This is a genomic window from Dyella sp., assembly GCF_035277725.1.
In the GTDB taxonomy this organism is placed as follows: Bacteria; Pseudomonadota; Gammaproteobacteria; order Xanthomonadales; family Rhodanobacteraceae; genus Dyella_B.
Genome location: NZ_DATEJY010000250.1, coordinates 25,175 through 50,530 on the forward strand (window position 1 = coordinate 25,175; position 25,356 = coordinate 50,530).

Genomic DNA, 25,356 nt, shown 5'->3' on the forward strand with positions numbered 1-25,356 from the left:
GCGAATCTTCGATCCGCTCACCGAACCCCAAGCTCGCTGGCCATCGCTTCATCGACGTCGCAATAAGGTTTCGATGCATCCACGCGATGGTCGAATTCGAAATAGACCGGCGGCCGTCCTATTTCCCCGTCTTTGTTTTCTTTCAAGCGATAAACATAAAAATGCACCGGCTCCGCGTCGGCATAACTGAGTTTCATGTCACGCTCCGCGCGAATCAGCCACGTTGTCGCGGCGTGGGCAGAAGTGAAAATGCGGAAGTCATGTAGCAGGCAATCAGCGCCGCCGCCCTTCAACAGATAAAGCCGCTCGTATTGATCTTTCGGGTCCACGTTGAACACCGGCACGACGTTCCATGCCGGCTCGTCCGGGCTATCCGAAGGCCCCTGCGTGTAGATCGTTGCCATGCTGAAGCTGTGCGCGTTGTAGTTCTCTCGCTTCGCGACAACGATGGTGGTTTTGTGGCCACCTAGAACGACGTGATTGAAACCGTTGTTCAGCGCAACCGGATGCGCATTATCAAACTGTCCTGCAAGCGCCGCTGATGTCATCACCAGGCCCGGCAGCAGTGCGCAGATATAGAAAATCCTTCGCATGGGCACTCCTGCCAAAACCAGCAAGATGTCGGTACGTGCGCGAAAGCTTAATCAAGATCACTGTCGCAAGCACGGCATCCGCAGGGAAGCATGAGGGCTGTCGTGAGGCAGGAAAACACCAGCCGTTCTCCCTCGCCAGGCGCCGTTGACTGAGCCGATAATAATGAGAATAATTCTCATTATCTCATCCCAACCACCGCCGACACCGCCAATGACTTTCTGCGCTTTGCTCCTGACGCTCTCCGGCGCGTTCCTGCTTTACCTCGCACACGCGCAACAACGCCTGTTGCACGTGGCGAAGTCGTGGCCGGCACGAACAGCCGGAAGCGCCATATTGCTCATAGGCACCCTCGCCTGGTGCGAAGCGCAAGGCGTCGGCGCAGGGGTGGCCGGGGCGCTGACCGCCGCGATGTGTGCGTGGGTGCTGCTGCCGTACATCGCATGGTGGCGTGGCAGTCATACATCCACGGCGAACGAGCGCACGCGATGATCGCGCGTTACCTGGCTGGCGTCCTGCTCGGCTTTCCACTTGCAGCATGGCTGTTGCGCCTGATGCTCGCGACACTGCCCCATCGCGGCGCTGAGTGGCTCATTCCCGCATTGATCCTGTTTATTCCTTTATGGATAGCGCTGATCGCGGCCGCGTTCGCCTTTCGCAATGCCGCGCGCGCATGGGTGGCATTCGGCTGTGCCAATGCAGCGGCTTTCGCACTGACGCAATGGATTGGATAAGGCATTCCACAGATGAAAGCCGCCACGCTACGCACCTTCCAGACCGTGCACACATGGACCGGCCTGATCGCCGGTTTCGCCTTGTTTATCGCGTTCTACGCTGGCGCTCTCACAGTGTTTCACGCCGACATCGCCGCGTGGCAAAACCCACCGTGGCGAAGCGAAGGCGATGCAGATGTTTCGCTGGCCACGCTGATCGAGCGCCTTGTTGCGGACCATCCACAAACCAAAGACGACTTCGGCATCGTATTGCCCAGCGACGCCTCGCACGCTGCCTACGCCTATTGGCAGGAAGACAACCAAACGCGCTTTGCCACCTACAGCAACATGGCATCGCCCAGTGATGACGAGGGCCATGCCGGCTCGCTCGCAGATTTCATTTACGCCCTGCACGATTCACTCGGCTTGCCGGTAGTGGGCATGTACCTGATGGGCATCGTGAGCCTGTTGTATGGATTGGCCTTGCTATCGGGCGTGGTGATCCATCTGCCGCGGTTGCTTGGCGACCTGTTTGCCTTACGCGCTGGCCACAACCTCAAGCGGCTCTGGCAGGACGCACACAATGCCATCGGCGTCGTCAGCCTGCCTTTTCATATCATTTTCGCCGTCACCGGCGCGCTGCTTTGCCTGTTCACGCTGTTGTTTGCCGCGCTCAACGGATTGGCCTTCAACGGCAAGCTTTACGAGGCGTATGCGCAAGCCATCAACACGGCACCGCCGCGCACGTCCAGCCACATAGCGGCGGCCATGTTGCCGCCTGACGAACTGATCGACCGCGCACGGCAAGCGGCTAAAGGCGGCAACGTCAGCAGCTTTGAGCCGGACTATCTGCACTACATGCACTATGGCGATCGCCACGCCGTGATTGAAGTACGCGGCTTGTCGCAACACACATTAGGTACGTACGGTACGGTAGCGCTGTCTGCCGTGGATGGAAGCGTACTGGCCATGCATGTGGGCAGCACGCATACCATCAATGGCATCAGCAACTCTGCGATGTATGCGTTGCACTTCGGCAGCTTTGGCGGGCGCATCGTGCAATGGCTGTATTTTGCGCTGGGTTTGGCAGGTGCGTTCCTGTTCTATTCCGGCAATCTGTTGTGGATCGAATCCCGGCGCAAGCGTCGCCATATCGATCAGCCACGACGCACCCGTGTCATGGCGCGCGCCACGATCGGTGTATGCATCGGCACATGTCTGGGCATTTCCGGCGCCTTTGCTGTCACATGGATCGCCGGTTACTTGGGTGTCGATGCCGCATGGCCGCAACGCGTCGCCTGCTATGGCCTGTTTCTTGGTGCGTGCGCCTACGCTTGCATACGCCCGATACCGCGTGCTGCCGTGGAATTGCTGCTGGCCACGGCCGTATTGACCGTGGGCGTAGCGTTCGCCGACCTGATTTGCAATGCAGACATGCTGATACGCGACCCTTCGCCCCAACATCATTCGGTACTCGGCGTAGATCTCACTGCGTTGTGTCTCGGCCTTGTTTTCATGGCGTTCGCGCGAGCAGCCGCACGACGCGCGCGCCGTGGCGATCCTCATAGCGTATGGGCACTTGCCTCCACGTCATAGTTCTTTCCACTCGGCAAGCCAACGCCAGCCGGACATCTTTTCAAGGAGTATTCCATGTCCGTTGCCCGGCACCGCCGTGCCCTGCCTTTCCTTGTCGTCCGCAAAAGCGTTGCGGTGTTCGTTTCCGGCCTTGTCATAAGTCATGCGCACGCCGATGACACGCAACCGCCGAAAACCAAAGTGCTCGAACAAGTGCATGTCACCGCGGCGAGCCCATTCGATCTTTACCGCACCAACGACGCCAGCACCGGCGCACTAGGATTGCGCGATTTGCTCAACACGCCTTTCAGCATCTCACCCGTCACGGCGGAACTGATCACGAACCGCCAAGCCATCGACATCAACGAAGCCTTTGCTGCCGATCCCGGCGTTACACCGGTAGCGAGCGGCTACGTGGGTGAATCGTCCGGTTTCGCCGTGCGTGGCCTGGCGTTGGATTTGCTCAATGGCTACAAGATGGACGGTCTGGCCATTCCCAACTGGGGCAGCGATTTGCCGTTGGAGCCTTTCAGTCAGGTCGAACTGCTGAAAGGCCCCGGTGGTTTCATGTACGGCTTCGGCCAACCCGGCGGCATTCTCAATTTCGTTTCCAAGCAGCCTACGTCAACACCGTATGCGAGTTTTACGCTGGGCTATGTTTCCAACGGCGTGTTCAAGCAAGCGGCCGATGTCGGCGGCACGGCGAGTGGATGGGGCTACCGCCTCAACCTCGTGCACGAAGAAGGCAACACCTTCGTGCACGATGGACATATCCGGCGCAATGCCGCGTCGCTCGCACTCACCAAGAACATCACCAATAGCCTGCAATGGCACTTCAACAGCATCTACCAGGATCGCGATGTGCAAGGCGCCTATTACGGCATCATCCTCGGGCAGGATTTCGGTTATCCCGTTGCCGAGCCGGTGCGCGTGCCCATTGCGTTGCCGGGCGATCAGCGTGTCAGTCAGCCTTACACGGGTTACCAAACGACTTATCGCGTCGCGAACACCGGCCTGAAGTGGGATATCTCGCCTGACTGGAGCTTCCATCTCGACTACAGCTACGCCAAGCAGACACGCGAGAACCGTGACAGCGCCATCATCCTTACCGACAACCAGGGCAATTACACCGATCTCAACTATCTGGGCTATTCGCGCTACAACTACGCGCAGTGGCAAGGCATGTTCAACGGTACGTTGACCACCGGTTCCATCAAGCACGATCTGGTATTCGGCGCCTCCGCGCAAACGTTGAATTCGCACTATCCAGCGGACTGGAACGTCAGTGCCGGACAAATGTTGGGAACCGGCAATCTTTTCGATCCGTCACTATTGCCCGATCCCAACACATCATGGAGCCGCGCCACGTACCTGGCGGAAGCCACCACGCAGCGCGCACTGTTTGTCAGCGATACACTTATTTTTTCGCCGCAATGGTCCGCCCTGCTTGGCCTGCGCTACATCGACTACCTGGACACCTCATTCGGGCCGGGCAGCACGCAACCCACGGCCCGCTACGACCAAAAGCCGGTGACGCCGACCGCCGCACTGATGTACAAGCCACTGGCGCCGATCACGCTGTACGCCAGCTACGTGCAATCGCTGGAGCAACCCGCCAGCGCGCCGCAAAGCGCCGTGAATGCGTACCAGACGTTTGCACCCACCACCAGCAAGCAGTTTGAACTGGGCGCAAAAGCCGAGTTCGATACGTGGAACGCGAACCTTGCGTTGTTCCAGGTGCAACGCGGCTTGCAATATCTCAATGCCGACAATGTCTACGTGCAAGATGGCCAGACGCGCTATCGAGGCGTGGATGCCTCGTTCCAGGCTTCGCTTGGCAGCCATTGGACCGTGCTCGGCGGCGTCATGGCGCTCGATGCCGTCAACGTACGCACGGCATCCGAGGTCGATGGCAAGCGTGCTTATGGCGCACCGAAACTGCAAGGCAATCTGTATGCGGAATACAGCGTGCCGCAGCTACCGGGTCTGGTGCTGACGGCGGGTGCACGCTACGTCGGCAACCAGGCTATCGAGGCCAATAACAGCAACATTATTCCGGCGTATCACACGTTCGACGTGGGCGCACGGTACGCCAGTACGCTAGGCGGGCATCCGGTGATTTATCGAGTTGGCATCGACAATCTTGCTGATGAAAAGTATTGGCTGACGAGTTTTGGTTTCATTCTCAACCAAGGCACACCAAGGACGGTGCGGGCGAGTGTGACGTTTACGTTGTGAGGCAAAACCCGCGGGCAACAGCTGGTGATGGATTCCGGCCTTCGGCGGAATGACGATGCGCTTATCTGTAGGTTGGGGTGCGAACCCCAACATCGTGATGTCTGCAGGCATGGCGATGTTGGGGTTCGCACCCCAACCTACGTGCTGGTGGGGATGGCTACGCGCACCCGCAACCCATGTCCCGATGGCGCATCCAGCAATTCGATCGTTGCATCATGCAACTGCGCCGCACGCTGCACGATGGAAAGACCAAGACCATAGCCATCGCCACCACTCGACTCGCGGTGAAAACGCGCAAACACACTCGCGCGCCGCTCGGGTGGAATGCCCGGCCCGTTATCGACCACTTCGATCACGATACCGCTTTGCAAACGGTGCATGGACAACTGCACCTGCCCGCCCATCGGCACATGATGCATGGCGTTCTCAATGAGATTGCGCAGCAACGCAGCGAGCGCCGCTTCATAGCCATCCATCTTCAGGCTGTCATCGTGTTCGGCAAAGGCAAACTCGACGCCGCTCTCGCCAAGCAGCGGTGCGAGTTCGTCAATCACGTTCATCGCCACGACAATCAAGTCGACCTCGCCGCGCTGGCCGGCTGCTGCGCCGGCTTCCAGGCGTGCAAGCGCCAGCAATTGCTCGATGCGCCGCGCCAGACGCACGAGTCCGGATTGCGCGCTGGTCAATGCAACCTGTGCATCGGCAGGGAGTGATGCTGCCATCACGCCATCGAGATGGATCATGGTGGATGCAAGCGGCGTGCGTAGTTCGTGCGCAACATCTGCGCTGAAACGGCGCTCACGCTCCAGCGCATCCTCCAGGCGTTCCAATTGGGCATTCAGGGCATCGACCACCGGCTGCAATTCCTGCGGCGCATGATCCAATTGAATGGGTTGGCGATTGCCCGGCGAGCGCGATGCCAGCGCTTGCCGCAAACGTTCGAGCGGGCGCAAACCGCGCCGCACCGCCCACCCCACCAACACCGCCAGCAATGGCAGGCCGACCACCTGCGGCAACCCCAGATCAAGCCACAAGGCCCGCGTGATATCGCGCCTGCTGTCATCACGCTCGCCGACCCGAATCACCACGTTATTGACGTCGTCCACCAGCGTAAAAATGCGCCAGCCGTAACCCTCGAAGAAATGATTGTCGAAGCCGGAAACCGGGGTCGACGGCATGGGCAGGCGTGCCAGGTTGGCGGTGGTCAGGCGCATGCGATTGTGCATGTCGAACACCTGATAACCCACTTCCGTTTCGTAGGTGCGCGTGTGCAGGAGTTGCACTTCGTCTTCGCGACTCATGATCGGCACTTCCAGCGAACCTTGCGCTGGCGAGCGCAAGGCATCGAGGCCGGCGCGCCGGATCAGCACGTCCAGCGTGCGTGCCGATTGCGCCAGCCTTCCATCCAACAGCTCGCGTGTTTCCTTCAAGGTGCGGTTGTAGCTATACAGGCCGATCGGCAGCAGCACCGCAATCAGCACCGCAATAATCATCCAGCGCAGCCGGTCGCGCAGGCTCATTCGCTTCACGTGGGATCCCGGGGAATCATGTAACCCACGCCGCGAATGGTGCGGATGGCATCGAAGCTCAGCTTGCGGCGCAAGGCATGGATTTGTACTTCCAAGGCGCTGCTGCCTACGGCGTTATCCAGGCCATACAGCGAGTTTTCCAGATGCTCGCGGCGCACGATGCGTCCCGCGCGTTCCATCAAGATACGCAGCAAGGAAAATTCGCGGCGCGTCAGTTCAACACGCTTGCCGCGGTATTCGGCTTCGCACGTGCCGATATCCAAACTGATCACGCCCACGTCGATGCGATTGGCGGCAAGCCCCTGCGCACGGCGCGTCAACGAGCGGATGCGCGCGCTCAATTCTTCCAGGTGGAAGGGCTTGACCAGATAGTCGTCCGCACCGGCATCGAGGCCACGCACACGCGCTTCCAAACCGTCGCGCGCCGTCATCACGATCACCGGCGTGTTGACGTGCGAACGGCGTGCTTCGGCCAATACTTCGATGCCGTCCTTGTTGGGCAGGCCTAAGTCGAGCAGGACCAGGTCAGCCGTCTGGTCACGCAGCGCGGTCAGCGCCTCGCGTCCGTCACGCAGCCAGGTCACCGCGTAGGAGAGTCGTTCCAGCGCCTGCCTGATGGCTTCGCCGAGTTGCAGGTCATCTTCGACCAGGATGATGTGCATGCCGCCGTTTACCTTCGCCCGACTTTGTGGGAAGTATTGTCCTGCCTGGTCATTTTGCGCAGATTAGCTTAGGGCGGTCTTACTGCGCCCACCGCACGATAACCCGATACTCGCCCGCCCTCTGTCAGCCTGGAGACCCGCATGAAAGCCCTGCGAATCACCCGCCATGGTGCGCCGGAGGTGCTCGAGTACGCCGACGTCGCCATGCCCGAGCTGGACGCCAACAGCGCGCTGGTGCGGGTGCATGGCGCATCGGTCAATCCCAGCGACGTCAAGAACGTGTCCGGCCATTTTTCGCAGACCACGCTGCCGCGCATTCCTGGCCGCGATTTCAGCGGCGTGGTGGAGCAAGGGCCGCCGGCATGGCGCGGTGTGGAGGTATGGGGCACGGGTGGCGATATCGGTTTTATTCGCGACGGCACGCACGCGGAATACATCAAACTGCCAGTCGCCGCCTTGGTGCGCAAACCTGCGGCACTCGATCATGCACAAGCTTCCGCCATCGGCGTCAATTTCGTGGTGGCATGGCTGGGGGTGGTGGATTACGCGCAATTGCGCGAGGGCGAAACCATCGCCGTGATCGGCGCGGGTGGCGGCGTCGGTGGCGCGGTCACGCAGATCGCAAAATCATTGGGCTGCCGCATCATCGGCATCGATCGGCATCCGGTGGATGCCAGCTCGCCAGCCGGAAAGCGCATGCATGCCTTTGTGCCGTTCGACGAGCATGCCGCTGCCAATGTACGCCGCCTGGAGGGCTTGGCCGATGGCGTGGACGTGGTGTTCGACAGCGTGGGCGGGGTGGCTTTCGAAGCGGCGCTGGGCATGGCCAGGCGCCGTGGCCGGGTGGTGGAAATCAGCGCTACCGGCCGGCGCCAGGTGGAATTGGACCTGATCGACTTCTACCACAACGAAACCCAGCTGCTGGGCGCCGACAGCGCCAAGCTGGGCGTGGTGGAATCGGCCCGGCTGATGCAGGCGATTGCACGGGAGTTCGACAACGGCAAGTTCGATGCGCCGGTGATCGCCCATCGCTACAGCCTGGCGCAAGGGCGGGAGGCTTATGAGGCCGTCGCCCAGGGCACGCCGGGGCGGGTCGTGATTGTGCCCTGAAGGGGCAGCTTGTTACCCAAGAGGAGCGACGGTGACAGTACCCTACCCTATGGCTGCGGCGTAGCACTCTTCGGCTTGCGTCCCCGCCGCGGCTTGGCTTCTGCCTGCTGCGCAATCAGGCTCTGCAGATAGGCGATTCCCTCTTCCTCCGGGAAAAACGCCACCACGTCCGCCACGGTCAGATTGTGACGTGTCTTCAACGCCAGGAACTCCTCCTTCGCCCTCTCCATGGCGCTGATGGCGGCCTGTTTGGCCGTCTCTTTCCTGCTTTTGGGCGAACGTTGTTCGATTTCCTTATCGAGGGCCGCGAGTTCTTCCTGGAAGCGGCGGAAGGCGTCTTTCGGGAGGGTCATGGGAACGCAGTGTGCTACAGGATCGGTGATTATCTCATAGGCAGGTGCGCCATCCATGGATTGTTCCCTTTTTCGTGCGCCGTATTGGCCTTAAAACAGGCTGACGGCGTGGGAGCTGTCAGCGCGGGCCACGGCTGCCCTCCTGCATGTTCGATAAATAGGCGCTGGGATAACCGCGGCGACGTGACTTGGCCCCAGCCTCGTATGCCCATTTTTCACGTTTCCAAATACCCGCCTGCGTATGATGGCTCCCAGCGCCGTCCTCGCCGCAAGCAGCTAAAAAAAGCAGCCTCTGGACCTACGCGGGGGGATGTATGGCACGGTCTAAGCATTACCTCTGTTGCACCATCGGATGTCATATCGCAACGGACGGTAGGGGCGCGCTTAATCAAAGCTCAGGGGTGCACCGATGCTGAAATCAATCATGGAAAACAAGTGGCTCCGGCAGGTGGCGGTTTTCGTCGTATACGGAACCCTTTACACGCTGCTGCGACCTTATTCGGTCGGCATCTGGCACATCATCAGCGGCCTGCGCCTGGGCGTTCTGCTGCTGTTGCCCTATCGCTACTGGCCCACCCTGGCCCTGGCCGAACTCGGCCCAACGCTCTACTACACCTCGCCGGGGCAGGCACCGTTCGGGCTGGCCTGGGAGATCGGCAATTCGATTCCGGCCATCTTGTTCGCCATGCCCATCGTGGCGTGGTGCAAGCGCAAACTGGGGTTGTTCCCTTCCCGGCACCTGGTCAGGGCGAAGGCATTGCTTATCTGCATCGCGCTGTCGTCGGCGGTGTGGACCGCCATTACGGTGCTCCTGCTGCTCGTTGTGGTGCAGCCGCCTGGCACCGAGCATCCCTATCAATTTCAAAGCATCCAGGCCGTGCAGGTTTTCCTCGGCAAGTACGCGGGGATTCTTACCGTTCTGCCGATCGCCCTGGCGCTCAAGCTGCAAAAGCCGCAGCCCTGGCGCCGTCAATTCGCCAACTGGATCGGCAATCCGTTGCTGCAGGAATCCCTGGTGCTGCTGCTGCCGTCATTGGCCGTGCTCTATTGGCTCAATGTGCACGTCGTCGCCGACATTAAGCCGGTGATACGGATGGCCATGCTGCTCCCGGCCGCCTGGCTCACCATCAAACATGGTTGGCGCGCAGCAGCAGTCGGCACCACGGCGGCGATCGTCTGCATCTTCCTCAACATGGAATCGCGCATCGGCGATCTGGACGTGATTGGCGCGCAAGCCTTCCTTGCTTTCTCCGTCACCTGCCTGCTTGCGTTGGGCGTGCGTGTCAGCATGCAGAATGCCGTGGAAGAACAGGAGCGCATCGATGCCAAGGCGGCGGTCAAACTGGCACAACAAGGCTTGTACTTGTGCGAATTGCGCATGCGGCAGGCGTCGCAGACGCTCGAACAGGTGGCCGGCGGTCTGCAATTGACGCAAACGCGGTTGCTCAATCGCTTCAAGCACATGATTCCGCCGATGGAAGGCCAGAGTTACTACAAGCAAATGGCCGCCACGCAGAGCCAGGTCTATCAACTGGTGGAATCCATGCACCCGACCGCCTGGCGCGAACGCGGCCTGCCAGCCGCCTTGCGCGAGACCATTGGCCGCGCGCTGGATGAAGCCGGGATTGCCTATCGCTTCGAGTTGAGCGGCCGCGGCTTGAGCCAGCTCTCACCCAGCGTGCACGCAGCCATTTATCGCCTGGCCTGCGAAGCGGTGGTGTATGTGCTTGCACAACAGGATTGGTCCACCGTCACCATCTCGCTGCGCGGCGGCTTTACGCACGGCCAACGTTGGGCGGTGCTGCGTGTGGCGGGCAGTGCTCATCACACGGCGTCCGTGCCGCTTATCCAACGGAAACACGAAACGCAGCATCTAGCGGCCAAACTGGGTGCCAACAGCCTGAGCGCGATTGCCATGCGCGATTACGCCCGCCTCTATAACGGCGAGTTGCACACCTTCAACGACCCAAATGTGTTTCGCATGACCGGCTTGCTGCATGACGTAAGCCAGCGGATGCAGGAGCCGCGTGCGGCGGCTCCCGCTGCGTCGCCGGAGCTGTACATTCGTTGACAGCACCGGCGGCGCCAAGCATCGTCAACCGCCGTTGCCGCCACCAGCCGCGTTGCTGCAATTGACGGGGTTCGTACAAATATTGGGTACGACCACCGGCGTCGTTGCCACGTTGATCTGCAACGCGCCCGTGCTCATCACCGTGGCGGTAATACGCGTCGTGCTGTCGCTGTAAATCGTTTCTGTCAGGCCCGCATTTCCTGATGCAGTGCCACGCTGCGTCGTCACATAGGCAGCATCCACGCCCACCGGCAACACCAGCACCACGTTATCCGCCATCGCCACGGCCGCACGCACCGTGCCATTCAGATCGTTGATCTGCACATAGCGAATGCCATCGCGAGTGAATACGTACACATGGTAATGCGGGCTTACGCTGACATCCGCAGCGTTCGGCCACGCTTGTCCAAGCCCGGTGGTAGGTGCCTGCGCCAATGCCGAGGTGGAAAGAACCGCGGCGAAGGCGATCGTAATGACGCGAATATGCGCAGCAAATCCGAATGGTTTGCGGAACATAAATAACCCCCTTTTCTGTCATGACGGCACCGATTTCTGGCCGTATCTAACACCCGGCGACGTATAGGGCGTGTGGTGCCTTTATGCCACGCTCGCTTCGGTTATAGGCTCAAAAATGGCCCGCGATGGAGAACCCGTTCTCTTTTCCAATAAGGTTTTTCAGGGGTTATTTTCTAAATCGATGAAAATAGTTATTGTCCTAGGCTGATTACCTTTTTGTAAAAATCACAGGCGGCCTTACCGGCGCATATCGTTAAAAAGATTTGCAAAATTTGTTCATATTGACTAGCTTGATAGCGGCATCACCCAAAAAACCACTATAAGGACCAGTCATGGCCATTGACCTGAAAAACCTTTCACCGAAAGAACTTCAATCGCTCATTGCCAACGCGAACGCGCAAATGCAAGAAGCCAAATCCAGCCAGATCCACGAAGTCCGCAAGAAAATCGATACCCTGCTCAGCAACGCCGGCCTCAGCCTGGCTGACGTGTATCCCACCCGCGGCGGTCGCCCCGGCAAGGTCGGCAAGCGCGGTACCGTTGCACCGAAATACCGCAATCCGGAAGATCCGTCGCAAACCTGGACCGGCCGCGGCAAGCGCCCGCTGTGGTTCGCGGCGGCGCTGAAAAAGCGTGGCGTCACCGCAGAAAGCCTGCTGATCGATGGCGCCGTGACCCGCAAAAAAGCCGGTCCGGCGAAGAAGGCGGCGAAGAAAGCCACCCGTCGCAAGCGGCGTTGATGCGGGTTTTGCCTCTATCCCTCTTCTCTTAGGGAAGATGGGTGGGGTGAGAGGCCAAACTGCCAGGCACGAAAACCAAAAGGCGCGGGAAAACCCGCGCCTTTTTATTTGCCAATAATTCCAAGCTTGCCATGTAAGCTGGGATGAGGCATCGCCGAACCCAACATGGCGTGCAGCTGTTCGCAACGTTGGGGTTCGCATGCGCTCACCCCAACCTACGCAGCATCAGAAGGAATATTTCACCGTCACCAGCGTGGTCATACCCGAATCCACAATGTCGGACAACGCAAGATTGCTCTTCCCGACATGCGACCAATATGAGTAATTCTTGGTCAGGTTGGAGATCGACACATCCACCTGTAAGTTGTTGTAGAACGCATAACCGGCATGCAAATCCACGCGCGTGGTCGGGCGGATCCACAAGTCATCCCACGGCGCGCCCTGCCCCAGATAATCGTACGTGGAGATATACGAGCCGGCGTAGTGATAGCTCAGGTTGACGGAGAAACCGTTCTTTTCATAGAACAGCTCGCCATTGGCCATCAGGTCCGGCGCATTCTGGATGCGCTCGTTATGAAAACCCGCCATGCCAAGATCCACCGAGGTGCGCTGGCCGGTCACGTTGAAGCCCACGCCGAAACCATCCAGCGGCGCCGGCATATCCTGAAACTTCTGGCGTACCGCCGCTTCGATGCCGTAGACCCGTCCATCGCCGCCATTCATCGGCTTGACGTATTGAATCGAACCGCTGTCAGTCGTACCTGCATTGACCGGATTGCTGCCGGCTTCGTAGATGTAGTTGGACAACTTCTTGTAGAAACCGGCGAGCATGGCGTGACCGCCGTGCTGGTTGGTCCACTCGCCGGACAGATCGATATTGAGCGATTCGATCGGCTTCAGATCCGGATTGCCTTCGTTGATGGTGGTCAGGCCATCGGCCGACACGCTCACCTGCGAACCGCCACCCAACTGCACAAAGGCCGGACGCGTATAGCTGGTCCAGATCGAACCGCGATACACCGCGCCATCGCTCGGGCGATAGTTCACGAACACGCTCGGCAGCGGCTCGTCGTAATGGGTGAAGTTCTTGGCGAAGTAGCCGGGCAGCTCGTTGCCGGATGCATCCTGCGGCGTCACCCAGAAATTGTTGCGAATATCGGTGTGCTCAAAGCGCATGCCCGGAATCACTTCCAGATCGCCCCACTTCAGCGTGACCATGGCATACGCGGAACTGACCGACTCGTTGGCACGTTGCGTATTGCAGTTCCAATTGTTGATGTACAGGCTGCTGCAGGTGTCGAGATCGCCAGGAACCACGTGCGCCGCAATCAGGCGCTTCAGCGCAGACTGGTCGATGGTGGGAACGTCATAGCTGTACACGCCCGGAAACACGGACGAGTAGTAACCATCGATCAAACCCAGTGAACCAAAGCTGCGGCCATCCGTAAATTTTGGCGTAGTCCAATCGCGATTGGTGAACTCGCGGTGGCTGTCGACGTACTTCACGCCCATCTGTAGGGAGGTCAGCGCACCGTCGTTGAAGTCATAGCGCGCATCGAATTTCGCGCCGCCCTTCTCCTGGCCGCTGTACGATTCGGTCAATTCACCCGCGCGCCGTGCATACAGAGTGGACGCGCTGTTGAACTGCGCCGTCATTGCCGGCGTCAGCATGGGATACGGAAAACCGTTGGCGCCGTAGGCCATCACGGTGCTGGCGCCATAGGGGAAATTGGCGGAGGAATACTCGTCGTTGCGCGCCGAGATTTCCACGTGATCCGGACGGTCGTTATGGCCCCAGCTGTAGAACAGATTGGGCGAGAAGGTCCAGCCGCCAACGTTCTTGTCGGCACCGAGCTGGAACGTGCCCAGGTCAGCCTTTTCCGGATTGGTCTCGTACCAGAAGCGTGTGGCAATGCGGCCGATCACCGGCTGGTAGAGGCCGGTAGTGCCGATCGGGCTGTACTTCACATTGGCCGGGATCAGCTGCAGATAAGTCGTATCTTGCTCGGTCTTGGCATACGCATAGCTCATGCGCGCATAGGTGGTCAGCGTGTCATCGATCTTCCAATCCAGCGATACGTTGCCGCCGTAGCGATGGGTGTAACCCGAGGATGTACCCAGGTACATGCCGGTGCTTTCCAGGTTGCGCTGCGGATCGAAACCCGGCGCGTTGTTGCCCGAGGCAGTAGTGCGCGCAAACTCCCAGGTGCCATCGCCGAGCGCCGCCGTCGCCGCAGCAGCCTCGCTGTTCACGTAATTGCGGCTGTCGTAATACGCGCTGGTGTAAATGCCGAACTGATGCGCCGAGCCCAACTTGGTCTGGAACTCGCCGGCCACGCCGCCACCCAAGCCATCGTCACCGTAGTCGCGCGCACGGCTTTCCACCCGGCTGCTCGCGGTAATGCTGCCGCTGGTCGGCGCATTGAAATCGAACGCGGTCGGTGTGCGGAAATCTATCGTGCCACCGATGGCATCACCGTCCATATCCGCGGTCGAGGTCTTGTTGAGCACGATGGTCTGCAAGCCGGACGGCGGCAACAGGCTGAGCTGCACACCGCGGCTGTACGCCATGCCTTGCGCCACATCCACGCCATTGATCAGGTTGACGTTGTATTCGGCGTTCAAGCCGCGCACCGAGGTAAACATGCCTTCGCCGCGCGATGAGCCGTCGATGCCGCCGAAATACGATTGCCCCGTATTGAACACATTCACGCCGGGCAGCAGGCCCAGCGCTTCAGCCACGTTGTGCACGGCGGTGTATTTCAGGTCGTCCGCCGATAGCACATTGACCGTGTTGGTGGCATCCATCTGGATCTGGCTGGCGTCATAACGATTGGCCGCCACGGTAATCTTGGTGAGCGAGGTGGCGCTATTGAATACCGCCGTCACCGTACCCTGTTGCGGCACATCCACCGAAGCCGTCAACGCACGCGATGCTGGCGCTGCAGCCGTCAGCGTGTAGTGGCCGGCGGGTAGATCCTTCAGCACGAAATGGCCGGCAGCATCCGTTTGCACGCTCTGTCCGGTCGCTGCAGTGATGACGGTCATGCCGGCCAGCGGCTTGCCTGTGGCAGGATCGGTAAGCACGCCGCTCACATCACCTGCCTGCACGGCCGGAACCAGCATCAGGCTACTTATCGCGGCAAGGATCGAACATGCCAGCAAACGCTTCTTCGTACGGGACATCGCAACGCACTCCAAGTGGGAACCCCAACCGCTTGCCGGCAAAGCGGCAAGCGAAAGCCGGCGAAGCTAGAGAGTGCGTATGAAAATTCGATGGCAATGACATGAATCATTGCGCATAGCACGATGCGCATCACTCATATCGACATGAATTTTAGACGTCTAAATGATTTTTCATTGTATTCATGGCGGTGTCATATGGATGCAAGCCTCATGCATCAAAAATCGCCTATATAGATCGATTGAAACACCCATGAGTCCCGATAGACAAAGTTGTCCCAAAATGACAATAGCCGGCCACCCATGCGCCCACCTCGACCTATCATGATCAAGTACGCCGCCATGCATCTGCTTGCCGTGTTGTGCGCTGGTTGCGCGATGAAAGCAACCGCCATGCACACAGCAAGCTTGCGGTTGAATGAGCTGCAATACATCGGCAGCCACAACAGCTATCACGCCGGCCTGGGTGCCAGCGAAGCGGTGATCTGGAAGCGCGTCGATCCCGCCACGCTTGCGATGCTCGATTACGCCCATCCGTCATTGACCAGGCAACTCGATGATGGCGTGCGCCAGCTTGAACTGGACGTCTACGGCGATGCCAAAGGTGGCCGCTACGCGCACCCTGTCATCGACAAGCTGGTACGCGAGGCCGGGTTGCCATCCGATCCGCCTTTTGCTGATTCCGACGTGATGCAGCGCCCTGGCTTCAAGGTCATGCACATTCAGGACCTGGATCAACGCAGCAATTGCCAGCCGTTCATCGCCTGCCTCGCTGACATCCGCGCCTGGTCGCAAGCACATCCTGCGCACCTGCCGATCTTCACCCTGGTGGAAACGGTGCTTTCGCCCGCGCGCAAACCGTATCCCATCGTCGAACCGGAACCGTTCGATACCAAGGCACTGGATGCATTGGATGCGGAAATCCGCAGTGTGTTTTCGCGCCATGAATACGTCAGCCCGGATGATGTACGCGGCCAGTTTCCTACGCTCAACGCCGCCATTTGCAAACAAGGCTGGCCCACGCTGCAGGGTGCACGCGGCAAGGTGATTTTTCTGCTCGATCAACGCTGGGTAGGCCCCGCCTACCTGCAGGGACACCCTTCGCTGCGCGGCCGCGTCTTTTTCACCAACGCCGTACCCGGCACCGATGATGCCGCCTTCACCGAACTCAACGACGGTGATGCAGGCAGCATCGCAATGCTGGTGAAGCAGGGTTATCTGGTACGCACGCGTACCGATGCGGATTTAAAAGAAGCTGCGCGCCATGACACCACGCGACGCGACGCGATGCTGGCCAGCGGTGCGCAGTTGTTGAGTACGGATTATCCGGATGGCGAGGCGGCGGCGACGGGTTATGTGGTGAGCTTCCCGGGGCATTTGCATGCAAGGTGTAATCCGTTGTTTGTGCAAACATCCTGCACGTCAGCTGATCTTTCGCCTTAAGGCAACATGGATTCCCGCTTTCGCGGGAATGACGACCATGAGGAGGCGCGTAGGCTGGGATGAAATCCCAGCATGCTTGTGGCTCCCGATGCTGGGATTTCATCCCAGCCTACGCGGCGACACTGCTGCCGCGCGGCATTAATCAGAGCATCCCTAAAGCCGGCCGTGCTAGGAGAAACATGTTCACTTACCGACATAAAAACATCGCGCTCCTCGCATGTTTACTGTTTACGCAGTTCGCCTTAACAGCGACAACGCATGCCGCCAGCAACCTCCAACTCGAACGCGTCATCCTCCTCTATCGCCACGGCGTACGCACCCCGCTCCCCGGCGAGGTCCAGCTCGACGAGGTAACCGGCAAACCCTGGCCCACCTGGGCACAACCACCCAGCGAACTCACACCGCACGGCGCGGCCGGCGCACGCCTGATGGGCCAATACGATCGGCAACGCCTCGCCGCAGCAGGTCTGTTTTCACATCATGGTTGCCCTGCTCCCGCACAACTCTGGTTCTGGGCCAACACGGATCAACGCACCATCGCCAGCGCGCGGGCCCTGGCCGAAGGTTTTGCGCCGGGCTGCCACATCGCCATCGGCCATCTGCCACAAGGCAGCGACGATCCACTTTTTCATCCCATCGAAGCCGGCGTCACCAACTGGAATGCGCAACAGGCGGTAGCTTCGATCCAGGCCGGCATCGGTGGCCCGGATGCACTGATGGCTTCGCACCGCGACGCACTCGCCACCATGGCTCACGTAATGGGTTGCAGCTCGCAACACGATCCAGCGTGGTGCGCTACCGGGAATTGGCACGGCAGCCTTGCCGTTTCACCCGATCATCAGCATATGCAGCTGACCGGCCCCATCGACAAAACCTCCGGCACCGCGGAAGTAATTCTGATGGCCTATGCAGAAGGCCGCGCAATGAACGACGTCGGCTGGGGCCGCGTAACGCCCGCACAATTGGAACAACTCTCACAATTGCACGCCTTGTTGTTCGATATCTACGCGCGGCCCGACTACATGGCTGAACGCGTCGCCTCGGTGATGCGTCAAAATATCCGGCACTTGCTGGAGGATAAGCAAGCACCTCGGCTGAGTGTGATGGTGGGCAGCGACAACAACATCATCGCCTTGGCATCCGTGCTTGGCCTGCATTTCAAGATGCCCGGATACGCCAAGGATGATCCGCCGATTGGCGGTGCGCTGGGCATTGAACTCTGGCGCAATCCCGCCAATGGCCAGCGTGCCGTAAGAATTTTCTATCAGGCGCAAAGCCTGACGCAGTTACGGTTGTTACCATCCGCCGGTGCGCAGGCAGCGCCCGCCGCGCTGACCTTGCCGCTATCCGGCTGCGCACCCGACGAGCAGGGTCGCTGTCCGCTATCCGCCCTGCTTTCACGCCTGCGCCGGTAATGAACTGGCGTCATTAGCCGGCATCGACCAGTTTCCGCGCTACCGTTCCCTCCCCAGATAAGCAAGAATCAGCCATGCGCGGGCGGATAGCGTATGGCGAACGGGGCGCCACGAAGTGTCTAGGGGGAATCCAAAAGCATCATCAGCGGCACAGCACTGGCAGCGCAGTGCTCGTGCCTGGCTTGCGTGGCTCATGCTGCTGATCCTGGCACCGCATGCCCATAGCCAGGCCATCAGCCTGGCGTCTTTCACGCAACTCAGGGGACTGACCAGCCTGGAAGACAACTGCCTGGTGCAAGACCACCGCGGGTTCATCTACGTGTGTACGGAGAACGGGCTATTTCGTTTCGACGGTCATGTTTTTCAGCGCATCGGCGCAGCCGAGGGCCTGCGCGGCAGCTATATCGCCGCCCTGCATGAAGACGCCGCGGGCCGGCTTTGGGTGGGTACGCGCACCGGGCTTTACGTGGGTGACGGCACGCAGTTCACGCCGGTCACGGCAAACACGCATCCCTTGCAAGTCGACCCCGGCGCCATGCTGGCGGATCTCGATGGCCGCTTGTACGTGGTAAGCCAACACCACTTGTGGGTCGTCGAATCCATGGGTACGGCATGGCACCTGCACCCGCTTTTCGATCGTCCGGCACTTGGCAAAAACCCGGCCCTGGAAAACATCACCAGCGTCTTCAGCGATGGCAGCTCCTTATGGTTCGGCTGCGATAAATCCCTGTGCCAGCTGGCAGGCGATCAACTGCATAGCTGGAACGAACGGCAAGGCATTCCCGCCGATTCCTGGACATCCTATTTGCGCGCTCGCGATGGCACCTTATGGGTACGCAGCCCTCGCTACATCCGCGCGCTATCGGTGGGTGGATCATCGTTCGCCAATCACGACCTGCCAGGCGCACGCGTCGTCACCGCCTATCTGGACATGATCGAGGACGATCATGGCCGTCTGCTGACGCGCGCCAATGACGGGCTGGCGCGTTGGGACGGCAAGACCTGGCGCGTTTTCGATACCCGCAATGGTCTGCCGGACATCGGCATCGATGCCTTGCTGTACGACCGCAATCATGTGCTCTGGATCGGCACCTATGGTCGCGGCGTGCTGCAATGGCGCGGCTACGATCACATGCAGAGCTGGCAGACCGCGCAAGGCTTGGATAGCAGCCCTACATGGGCGATGGCACGCACGACGGACGGCACGCTGTGGATCGGCGATGAGCTTGGCGGCAGCATGCTTGCACCCGGCAGCTCGCGCCCCGTGCCTTGGCCGTTGAAACCGCCGGCGCTGGCGCAAGAAACCACCGGGCTGCATGCACTGCCTGATGGCGACATGCTGGTGTCTTATTATTCTGGTGAGCTGTTGCGCTATCACGCCCGCCTTGGCACCACCGAGGAAATGGCGCATTCGCCCGCCTATATCCGCAACACGATGCCCGATAGCCAAGGGCGCGTATGGCTTTGCACGGAACGCGGCATATATCTCTACGACGGACATTCGCTGCAACGTGCAGGCGGTGACGTCATTCCTGACACTGCGTTCACGGACATCAGCGAAGACGCGCAAGGCCGACTCTGGTTCAGCGGCGATGCGGGTCTGTTTCGTCTTGACCATGGTCAATGGACGCGCATTCACGTCACCGGTGCGCCATCCGATCAAGGCTTCACCCACATGGCGATTCTGCCCGGGGGCGATGTTTATCTAGCCGGCAATTTCGACGGCCTGTGGCACGGCCAGGTAACCAGCACTGACACGCTGGCAACGCAACACGTCGCAAACGATCTTATCGACAACACCCGCATCTATTTCATTCGCCAGGATCGCCGCGGCTGGCTGTGGATCGGCGGCACCGATGGCGTGGAGCTGTTCGACGGCCAGCATTGGCGACGCCTAACGGAAGACGATGGGTTGATCTGGGATGACATCGGCGAGAATGCCTACTTTGAAGATAACGACGGTTCGATATGGATCGGCACGTCGAATGGCATCACCCACGTTCTCGACCCCACATCGCTGATCACGCCCGATCCGCTGACTGCCGTCATCACGCAAGTAAGCCTGGACGATGAGCCGCAGTCCCCTGCATCCACCTATCGTTTCGACAACGCAACCGAGCAACCGCTTACGCTTCACCTTGCAACGCTGGGCGCTCCGACACGACGCACACTGCAATACCGCTACCGGCTGCAGGGCCTGGAGCACAGCTGGGTCACGTCGGATCGTTCGCAAGTGGATTACCCGCCCTTGCCGCCTGGCGATTTCGTATTCGAAGTCGCCGCCTATGATCCGGATAGCCGCCAGTTCTCGCCCGTCATCTCATTACCGATTCACATCGTGCCGCCGTGGTGGCAGCGAACACCAGCCATGCTGGTGGCTGCGCTACTGCTTATTCTTGGCATGGTGTTGATCTGGCAGCTGCGCACCCGAAACCTTCGGCACCGTGCACACACCCTCGAACGGCTTGTCGCGCAACGCACACACGAATTGGAAATCGACAAGCAAGCGCTGGAAGAAACCCGCGCCGCACTGTGGCACCAAGCCAACCACGATGCGTTGACCGGTCTCCCCAACCGCTCACACGTGCTGGAAATATTGGCCCAAGCCATGACACACGCGCGCGAACATCGCCAGCCGCTGGCTGTCGCGCTGATCGATCTGGATCACTTCAAGCACATCAACGATTGCTATGGCCATCTTGCCGGCGACGCTGTATTGATCGAAGCGTCCAAAAGGCTGCACGACACGCTACCGTCGAATGCCACCCTGGGCCGTTACGGCGGCGAAGAAATCCTCGCCGTCATCCCAGGCATTGCTCCCGCCAGCCATACGCCCTTTGAAACCCTGTGCCGATGCATCGCGCGACATCCCTTCGGCGGTGACGGCGCACGCGTAGAACTCACCTGCTCCGTCGGCGTAGCGTGGCTGCAACCGCAAGATCGTGATGGCTTCGATCTGATTCGCCGCGCCGACGTGGCGTTGTACATGGCCAAGACGTCCGGGCGTAATCGGATCATGATTGCTGCTTAGTATCGCTGGTGCGTGGCCAAGAGTGCTTTTAAATGGACGGCTGATCGTGCAAGAGCCAAAAACGTGTCGTCCAAAAACGCGAAGCCCGGCGGGACGACGGGCATAGTTTGCAGGTTGGGTTAGCGCAGCGTAACTCAACAATTCGGAGCGATTCCTTGGGTTATCCCCGGATCAAAGTCCGGGGTGACCCAACCCACCTAAGCCTCAACCATCCAGCATTGCTTTGTTGCGCACCGCGCCTTTATCGGCGCTGGTAGCCAGCAACGCATACGCTTTCAATGCGGTGCTCACCTTGCGCGCACGCGCTTCGGCAGGCTTCCAGCCTTTGGCATCTTGCTCGGCACGGCGCGTGGCGAATTCCGTATCGCTGATCAGCAGATCGATGCTGCGGTTCGGGATGTCGATGCGAATGCGGTCGCCTTCGCGAATCAAACCGATGGCGCCGCCGGCTGCCGCTTCCGGAGAAACGTGTCCGATGGAAAGGCCGGAGGTGCCGCCGGAGAATCGGCCATCCGTAAGCAACGCGCATTGCTTGCCCAGGCCCCTGGATTTCAAGTAAGAGGTGGGATACAGCATTTCCTGCATGCCCGGACCACCGCGCGGGCCTTCGTAGCGAATCACCACCACGTCACCGGCTTTTACTTCGTTGCCGAGAATACCTTTGACGGCAGCGTCCTGGCTTTCAAATACCTTGGCGTTGCCTTCGAACACGAGGATGGACGCATCCACGCCCGCGGTTTTCACCACGCAGCCGTCCTCGGCGATATTGCCGTGAAGCACGGCCAGGCCGCCCTCTTTGGAATAGGCGTGCTCGTAGTCGCGGATGCAGCCTTCGGCGCGGTCAAGATCCAGGCTGTCCCAGCGTGTGGCCTGGCTGAAGGCGACTTGAGTAGGGATGCCCGCCGGGCCCGCCTTATAAAACGTGTGGACGGCAGTGTCCTGCGTTTGCGTGATGTCGTAGCCGGCGATCGCATCGCGCATGGTCGCGCTGTGCACGGTGGCAACGTCGGTATGCAGCAGCCCCGCGCGGGCCAATTCGCCAAGGATGGCCATGATGCCACCCGCGCGATGCACGTCTTCAATGTGGTACTTCTGCGTATTCGGTGCGACCTTGCACAGTTGCGGCACCTTGCGCGAGAGCGCATCGATCTCGCGCATGTCGAAATCAAGCTCGGCTTCCTGCGCGGCCGCCAGCAAGTGCAGGATCGTGTTGGTAGAACCGCCCATGGCGATATCCAGCGTCATCGCATTCTGGAATGCCTTGAAGTTGGCAATGTTGCGCGGAAGCACGCGTTCGTCGTTGCCTTGGTAGTAACGGCGGCAGAGTTCGACGATGAGACGGCCAGCCTGCAGAAACAGCGCTTCGCGATCGGCATGCGTGGCTACCACCGTGCCGTTGCCGGGCAGCGACAAACCCAGCGCTTCGGTCAGGCAGTTCATCGAATTGGCGGTGAACATGCCGGAGCACGAACCGCAGGTGGGACACGCGCTGCGTTCGACTTCCAGCACCTGTTCGTCGGTCGCCTTGTCGTCGGCGGCGATCACCATCGCATCGATCAGATCGAGCTTGTGCTCAGCCAGCCGCGTCTTGCCGGCCTCCATTGGACCGCCGGAAACGAACACCACCGGGATGTTCAGGCGCAACGCCGCCATCAGCATGCCCGGGGTGATCTTGTCGCAATTGGAGATGCACACCAGCGCGTCGGCGCAGTGCGCGTTGACCATGTACTCCACGGAGTCGGCGATGATCTCGCGGCTGGGCAGCGAATAAAGCATGCCGTCGTGCCCCATCGCGATACCGTCGTCCACGGCGATGGTGTTGAATTCCTTGGCCACGCCGCCGGCCTTTTCGATCTCGCGCGCTACCAGTTGGCCGAGATCCTTCAGGTGCACATGCCCGGGAACGAACTGGGTGAAGGAGTTGGCCACCGCAATGATGGGCTTCTTGAAGTCCTCGTTCTTCATGCCAGTGGCGCGCCACAGTGCGCGGGCACCGGCCATGTTGCGGCCGAAGGTGGAGGTTTTCGAGCGATAGTCGGGCATGGTGCTTCCGGAACGTGAGACGGTAAACGCGCGCCGGGCAGGCAGCTCGGCGCCATGGGGCGGTCTCCGATTCTATGCACGCTTGGGTGCAAGATTAAAGCCGCTGGTTGCTTATGACGTGGCGTCGTAAGGCTGAATCGCGCGGGGGCAAGTCCGCTCTCCTGATGCCATTCCCTCCCTGCGTAGTAGGGGAGGGTTAGGGTCAATGCTCCGAACTTAAGGGTTTTCAACCGCGAGAAACTCTTGTTCGTCATTCCAGCGAAAGCTGAGGCGCTTCACAACAGCGAAGCTGGTCAATCCAGTGCCTTTCAGCCCAAAGTCGCTGGATTCCTCGCTCCTCAAAGCCGAGCACATCCATTTGCTCTCCCCGCGTACCACCTTTCGCTGGAATGACGGGTTTTGAGTTCTGTAGCGGCTGGAAGAACCTTAAGTTCGGAGCATTGACCCCAACCCGCCCCTACTGCCGCAGGGGCGGGAGTCGTCTGTCGCAGCATCAAGCTTCTCGGTTCAATGGGATGCGACACAGCCTAAACCCGCGCCCGCTTGCGCCTCCAAAAAGCAAAACGCAGTGCAATCCCCACCACCATCACCGCAGCGAACGCCCCGTAGCCATACAACGCCGGCATGACCTGCTTCCAGATGCTTCCACTTTCCCGCCCCAGATGACCGGCGTTTTGAACAACGACCTCATCGTAAGCCACCAGGGCCAACCCGTAGGCAGCGCCCAAAGCAACGATAACGACCATCACGTCGTAGACCGCATGTGGCCAGGTCACACGCGACCGCTTGAAAGCTGCCCAGTAGATCCATGCCAGAACGACGATCCAGGGGCCAAGAAGTAGCAGGGATAAGTAGCGCATACCTTAAATGAGGGAAACCATTTTTGACGATGGGGTTTTTAAACAAATCGCCTGAAGATGGCAGTGTGCTTTCACAGCGCCACAATATCGACCTGTTCGACAAATACCAGCTCGCATGCACCGTCTCCTGTGTCCTCACGCGTCATCGAGGTATGCCAATACCAGCCATTCGGCCGGCGGGCATCAACGAGAAAACCCTCCAGATGCACAAGCTGCCCGACGCGAACGCGTTCCAGTGCGCGCCGAACCGCTTTATCGGCGGGAATGAGATGCATGTTGGCGCTGGAGGTTTCTATTTCGCGCCGCGGAATCGGAAATTGGTCCACATGCCAGTAGTAGAAACGGTTGGACTGCGTGATGGTGATTTTCGCCAACACGGCACTGTCGGACATGCGGCCCCAACCTAGCGCCAGGTCCTCCGGCGCAAGAAAAGCGCCTGCATCGAAACGGTAGTCTTCCCGCGATAAAACACGCGCCGTCAACTCAAAACGTGCGCGCGTGGTGAGCGTGGTATCGCCCCTCTGAAGTTGCACACCATTATCGATATCCACCTGCTGTGGGGCATCCGGTGCAAGCATTCCCGGCGGCGGGTCAAGGGGGCGACGTTGCCACCCATGCAACGCGCCCCAGCCAGCCACCAGCAACAGCACAACAAGCATCCAACGCTGCATGATTTTTCGGTACCTGCTCCGCTGCGTAATGAAATAGGCTCACTGCACAATCTGCTTACACATTGCGCCTGAAAGCGCGCTCGTCGGGATACCACCCGATGTGATGATAGCGGCGAACTTGCGGTGCTACCTGCATGATCTGCGCCACTTCCTGCACCGGCACTTCGTACCATCCAAGCGCCTGAAAAAAGCTGCCGGTGTCTTTGCTGAACAGATAAATGCGATGGATAGCGCGAGCCTTCGCCTCAGCCATCACCGTGTGAATAAGCCGTCTCGCAAGACCGTGTCCACGGTGCCCGCTATGTACCGCGACGCTACGCAGCAACGCCGCCCCTTCCGCCAGTTCCAACCCACAGAAGCCCGTCAACGCTATTTGGCTTCGTGCTGTCCAATACAACGCTGCGGGAGAAAAAATGTCATGGGTAGACAAACCGCACGCACCAAGCAGCGCATGGACATCGCTTTGGTCGGCCGGTGTTGCAGGTTCGATGGTGATCATTATCTTTGCCAGGTAGCCACGTAGGCTGGGATGAAATCCCAGCATCACAAACCACAATAAAGCGGGGATTCCACCCCAACCGGCTCGTTATAAAACCCTGCCAGGGCAAAAAT

The 25,356-nt window shown here is 59.8% G+C and carries 21 protein-coding genes; 10 read left to right on the forward strand and 11 right to left on the reverse strand.

The genetic code is table 11. From position 1 onward, the window contains the following. Nucleotides 1–17: 17 nt before the first annotated feature. Entirely contained in the window at nucleotides 18–617 is a 600-nt protein-coding gene (locus VJR68_RS20355) for a carbapenem self-resistance protein CarG family protein (protein ID WP_324150602.1), read from the reverse strand. A 187-nt stretch (nucleotides 618–804) separates the two neighbouring features. Between VJR68_RS20355 and VJR68_RS20360 the strand changes: the two genes are divergently transcribed. Genes VJR68_RS20360 through VJR68_RS20370 form a run of 3 tightly spaced genes read left to right on the forward strand, consistent with a single transcriptional unit; the run spans nucleotide 805 to nucleotide 2,900 of the window. After that, entirely contained in the window at nucleotides 805–1,083 is a 279-nt protein-coding gene (locus tag VJR68_RS20360) for a hypothetical protein (RefSeq protein ID WP_324150603.1), read from the forward strand. Continuing rightward, on the forward strand, nucleotides 1,080–1,325 hold the full coding sequence (locus tag VJR68_RS20365; RefSeq protein ID WP_324150604.1) for a hypothetical protein: 246 nt from the start codon (nucleotides 1,080–1,082) through the stop codon (nucleotides 1,323–1,325). The genes VJR68_RS20360 and VJR68_RS20365 overlap by 4 nt, the downstream gene beginning before the upstream one ends. A gap of 12 nt (nucleotides 1,326–1,337) precedes the next feature. After that, on the forward strand, nucleotides 1,338–2,900 hold the full coding sequence (locus VJR68_RS20370; protein ID WP_324150606.1) for a PepSY-associated TM helix domain-containing protein: 1,563 nt from the start codon (nucleotides 1,338–1,340) through the stop codon (nucleotides 2,898–2,900). Here VJR68_RS20370 and VJR68_RS20375 read toward each other — a convergent pair. Continuing rightward, the gene (locus tag VJR68_RS20375; RefSeq protein ID WP_324150607.1) at nucleotides 2,895–3,092 is read right to left on the reverse strand and encodes a hypothetical protein; all 198 of its coding nucleotides are present in this window, start codon (nucleotides 3,090–3,092) and stop codon (nucleotides 2,895–2,897) included. The genes VJR68_RS20370 and VJR68_RS20375 overlap by 6 nt on opposite strands. Here VJR68_RS20375 and VJR68_RS20380 point away from each other — a divergent pair. Then, nucleotides 3,081–5,117 (forward strand): TonB-dependent siderophore receptor, encoded by a 2,037-nt coding sequence (locus VJR68_RS20380; protein WP_324150609.1) that lies wholly within the window; start codon nucleotides 3,081–3,083, stop codon nucleotides 5,115–5,117. The genes VJR68_RS20375 and VJR68_RS20380 overlap by 12 nt on opposite strands. Before the next feature lie 137 nt (nucleotides 5,118–5,254). On the opposite strand, the gene VJR68_RS20385 is transcribed toward VJR68_RS20380, so the two are convergent. Next, nucleotides 5,255–6,637 carry an ATP-binding protein gene (locus VJR68_RS20385; protein WP_324150635.1) on the reverse strand — a complete coding sequence of 461 codons (1,383 nt, stop codon included), beginning with the start codon at nucleotides 6,635–6,637 and terminating at the stop codon, nucleotides 5,255–5,257. Nucleotides 6,638–6,642: 5 nt separating this feature from the next. Next, nucleotides 6,643–7,308, reverse strand: coding sequence for a response regulator (locus VJR68_RS20390; RefSeq protein ID WP_324150610.1), 666 nt, complete (start codon nucleotides 7,306–7,308; stop codon nucleotides 6,643–6,645). A gap of 141 nt (nucleotides 7,309–7,449) precedes the next feature. On the opposite strand from VJR68_RS20390, the gene VJR68_RS20395 reads away from it, so the two are divergent. Then, nucleotides 7,450–8,418: a zinc-binding alcohol dehydrogenase family protein gene (locus tag VJR68_RS20395; protein WP_324150611.1), complete on the forward strand. Its 969-nt coding sequence runs from the start codon at nucleotides 7,450–7,452 to the stop codon at nucleotides 8,416–8,418. Nucleotides 8,419–8,465: 47 nt separating this feature from the next. Here the strand turns inward: VJR68_RS20395 and VJR68_RS20400 are convergent, their stop codons facing one another. Beyond that, nucleotides 8,466–8,828 carry a 2-hydroxyacyl-CoA dehydratase gene (locus VJR68_RS20400; RefSeq protein WP_324150613.1) on the reverse strand — a complete coding sequence of 121 codons (363 nt, stop codon included), beginning with the start codon at nucleotides 8,826–8,828 and terminating at the stop codon, nucleotides 8,466–8,468. 352 nt (nucleotides 8,829–9,180) lie between these two features. Here VJR68_RS20400 and VJR68_RS20405 point away from each other — a divergent pair, with 352 nt between their 5' ends. Then, nucleotides 9,181–10,842 carry an MASE1 domain-containing protein gene (locus VJR68_RS20405; protein ID WP_324150614.1) on the forward strand — a complete coding sequence of 554 codons (1,662 nt, stop codon included), beginning with the start codon at nucleotides 9,181–9,183 and terminating at the stop codon, nucleotides 10,840–10,842. Nucleotides 10,843–10,866: 24 nt separating this feature from the next. Here the strand turns inward: VJR68_RS20405 and VJR68_RS20410 are convergent, their stop codons facing one another. Next, nucleotides 10,867–11,358, reverse strand: coding sequence for a hypothetical protein (locus tag VJR68_RS20410; protein ID WP_324150615.1), 492 nt, complete (start codon nucleotides 11,356–11,358; stop codon nucleotides 10,867–10,869). 332 nt (nucleotides 11,359–11,690) lie between these two features. On the opposite strand from VJR68_RS20410, the gene VJR68_RS20415 reads away from it, so the two are divergent. Further along, nucleotides 11,691–12,098 (forward strand): H-NS histone family protein, encoded by a 408-nt coding sequence (locus VJR68_RS20415; RefSeq protein ID WP_324150616.1) that lies wholly within the window; start codon nucleotides 11,691–11,693, stop codon nucleotides 12,096–12,098. A 225-nt stretch (nucleotides 12,099–12,323) separates the two neighbouring features. Here the strand turns inward: VJR68_RS20415 and VJR68_RS20420 are convergent, their stop codons facing one another. Beyond that, nucleotides 12,324–15,284 (reverse strand): TonB-dependent receptor, encoded by a 2,961-nt coding sequence (locus VJR68_RS20420; RefSeq protein ID WP_414647825.1) that lies wholly within the window; start codon nucleotides 15,282–15,284, stop codon nucleotides 12,324–12,326. A gap of 390 nt (nucleotides 15,285–15,674) precedes the next feature. Between VJR68_RS20420 and VJR68_RS20425 the strand changes: the two genes are divergently transcribed. The 3 genes from VJR68_RS20425 (at nucleotide 15,675) to VJR68_RS20435 (ending at nucleotide 21,170) form a co-directional block, all read left to right on the forward strand. Next, entirely contained in the window at nucleotides 15,675–16,724 is a 1,050-nt protein-coding gene (locus tag VJR68_RS20425; protein ID WP_414647826.1) for a phosphatidylinositol-specific phospholipase C1-like protein, read from the forward strand. 179 nt (nucleotides 16,725–16,903) lie between these two features. Continuing rightward, nucleotides 16,904–18,139 carry a histidine-type phosphatase gene (locus VJR68_RS20430; RefSeq protein ID WP_324150617.1) on the forward strand — a complete coding sequence of 412 codons (1,236 nt, stop codon included), beginning with the start codon at nucleotides 16,904–16,906 and terminating at the stop codon, nucleotides 18,137–18,139. A gap of 193 nt (nucleotides 18,140–18,332) precedes the next feature. Then, complete coding sequence (locus VJR68_RS20435; RefSeq protein ID WP_324150618.1) at nucleotides 18,333–21,170, forward strand: ligand-binding sensor domain-containing diguanylate cyclase; 2,838 nt, start codon at nucleotides 18,333–18,335, stop codon at nucleotides 21,168–21,170. 204 nt (nucleotides 21,171–21,374) lie between these two features. Here the strand turns inward: VJR68_RS20435 and ilvD are convergent, their stop codons facing one another. The 4 genes from ilvD to VJR68_RS20455 form a co-directional block, all read right to left on the reverse strand. Then, complete coding sequence (ilvD, locus tag VJR68_RS20440) at nucleotides 21,375–23,213, reverse strand: dihydroxy-acid dehydratase (RefSeq protein WP_324150619.1); 1,839 nt, start codon at nucleotides 23,211–23,213, stop codon at nucleotides 21,375–21,377. A 527-nt stretch (nucleotides 23,214–23,740) separates the two neighbouring features. Beyond that, nucleotides 23,741–24,073: a hypothetical protein gene (locus tag VJR68_RS20445; protein ID WP_324150620.1), complete on the reverse strand. Its 333-nt coding sequence runs from the start codon at nucleotides 24,071–24,073 to the stop codon at nucleotides 23,741–23,743. Between the two features lie 71 nt (nucleotides 24,074–24,144). Further along, nucleotides 24,145–24,732, reverse strand: coding sequence for a hypothetical protein (locus tag VJR68_RS20450; protein ID WP_324150639.1), 588 nt, complete (start codon nucleotides 24,730–24,732; stop codon nucleotides 24,145–24,147). Nucleotides 24,733–24,799: 67 nt separating this feature from the next. Then, entirely contained in the window at nucleotides 24,800–25,243 is a 444-nt protein-coding gene (locus VJR68_RS20455; protein ID WP_324150621.1) for a GNAT family N-acetyltransferase, read from the reverse strand. Between the last annotated feature and the right edge of the window lie 113 nt (nucleotides 25,244–25,356).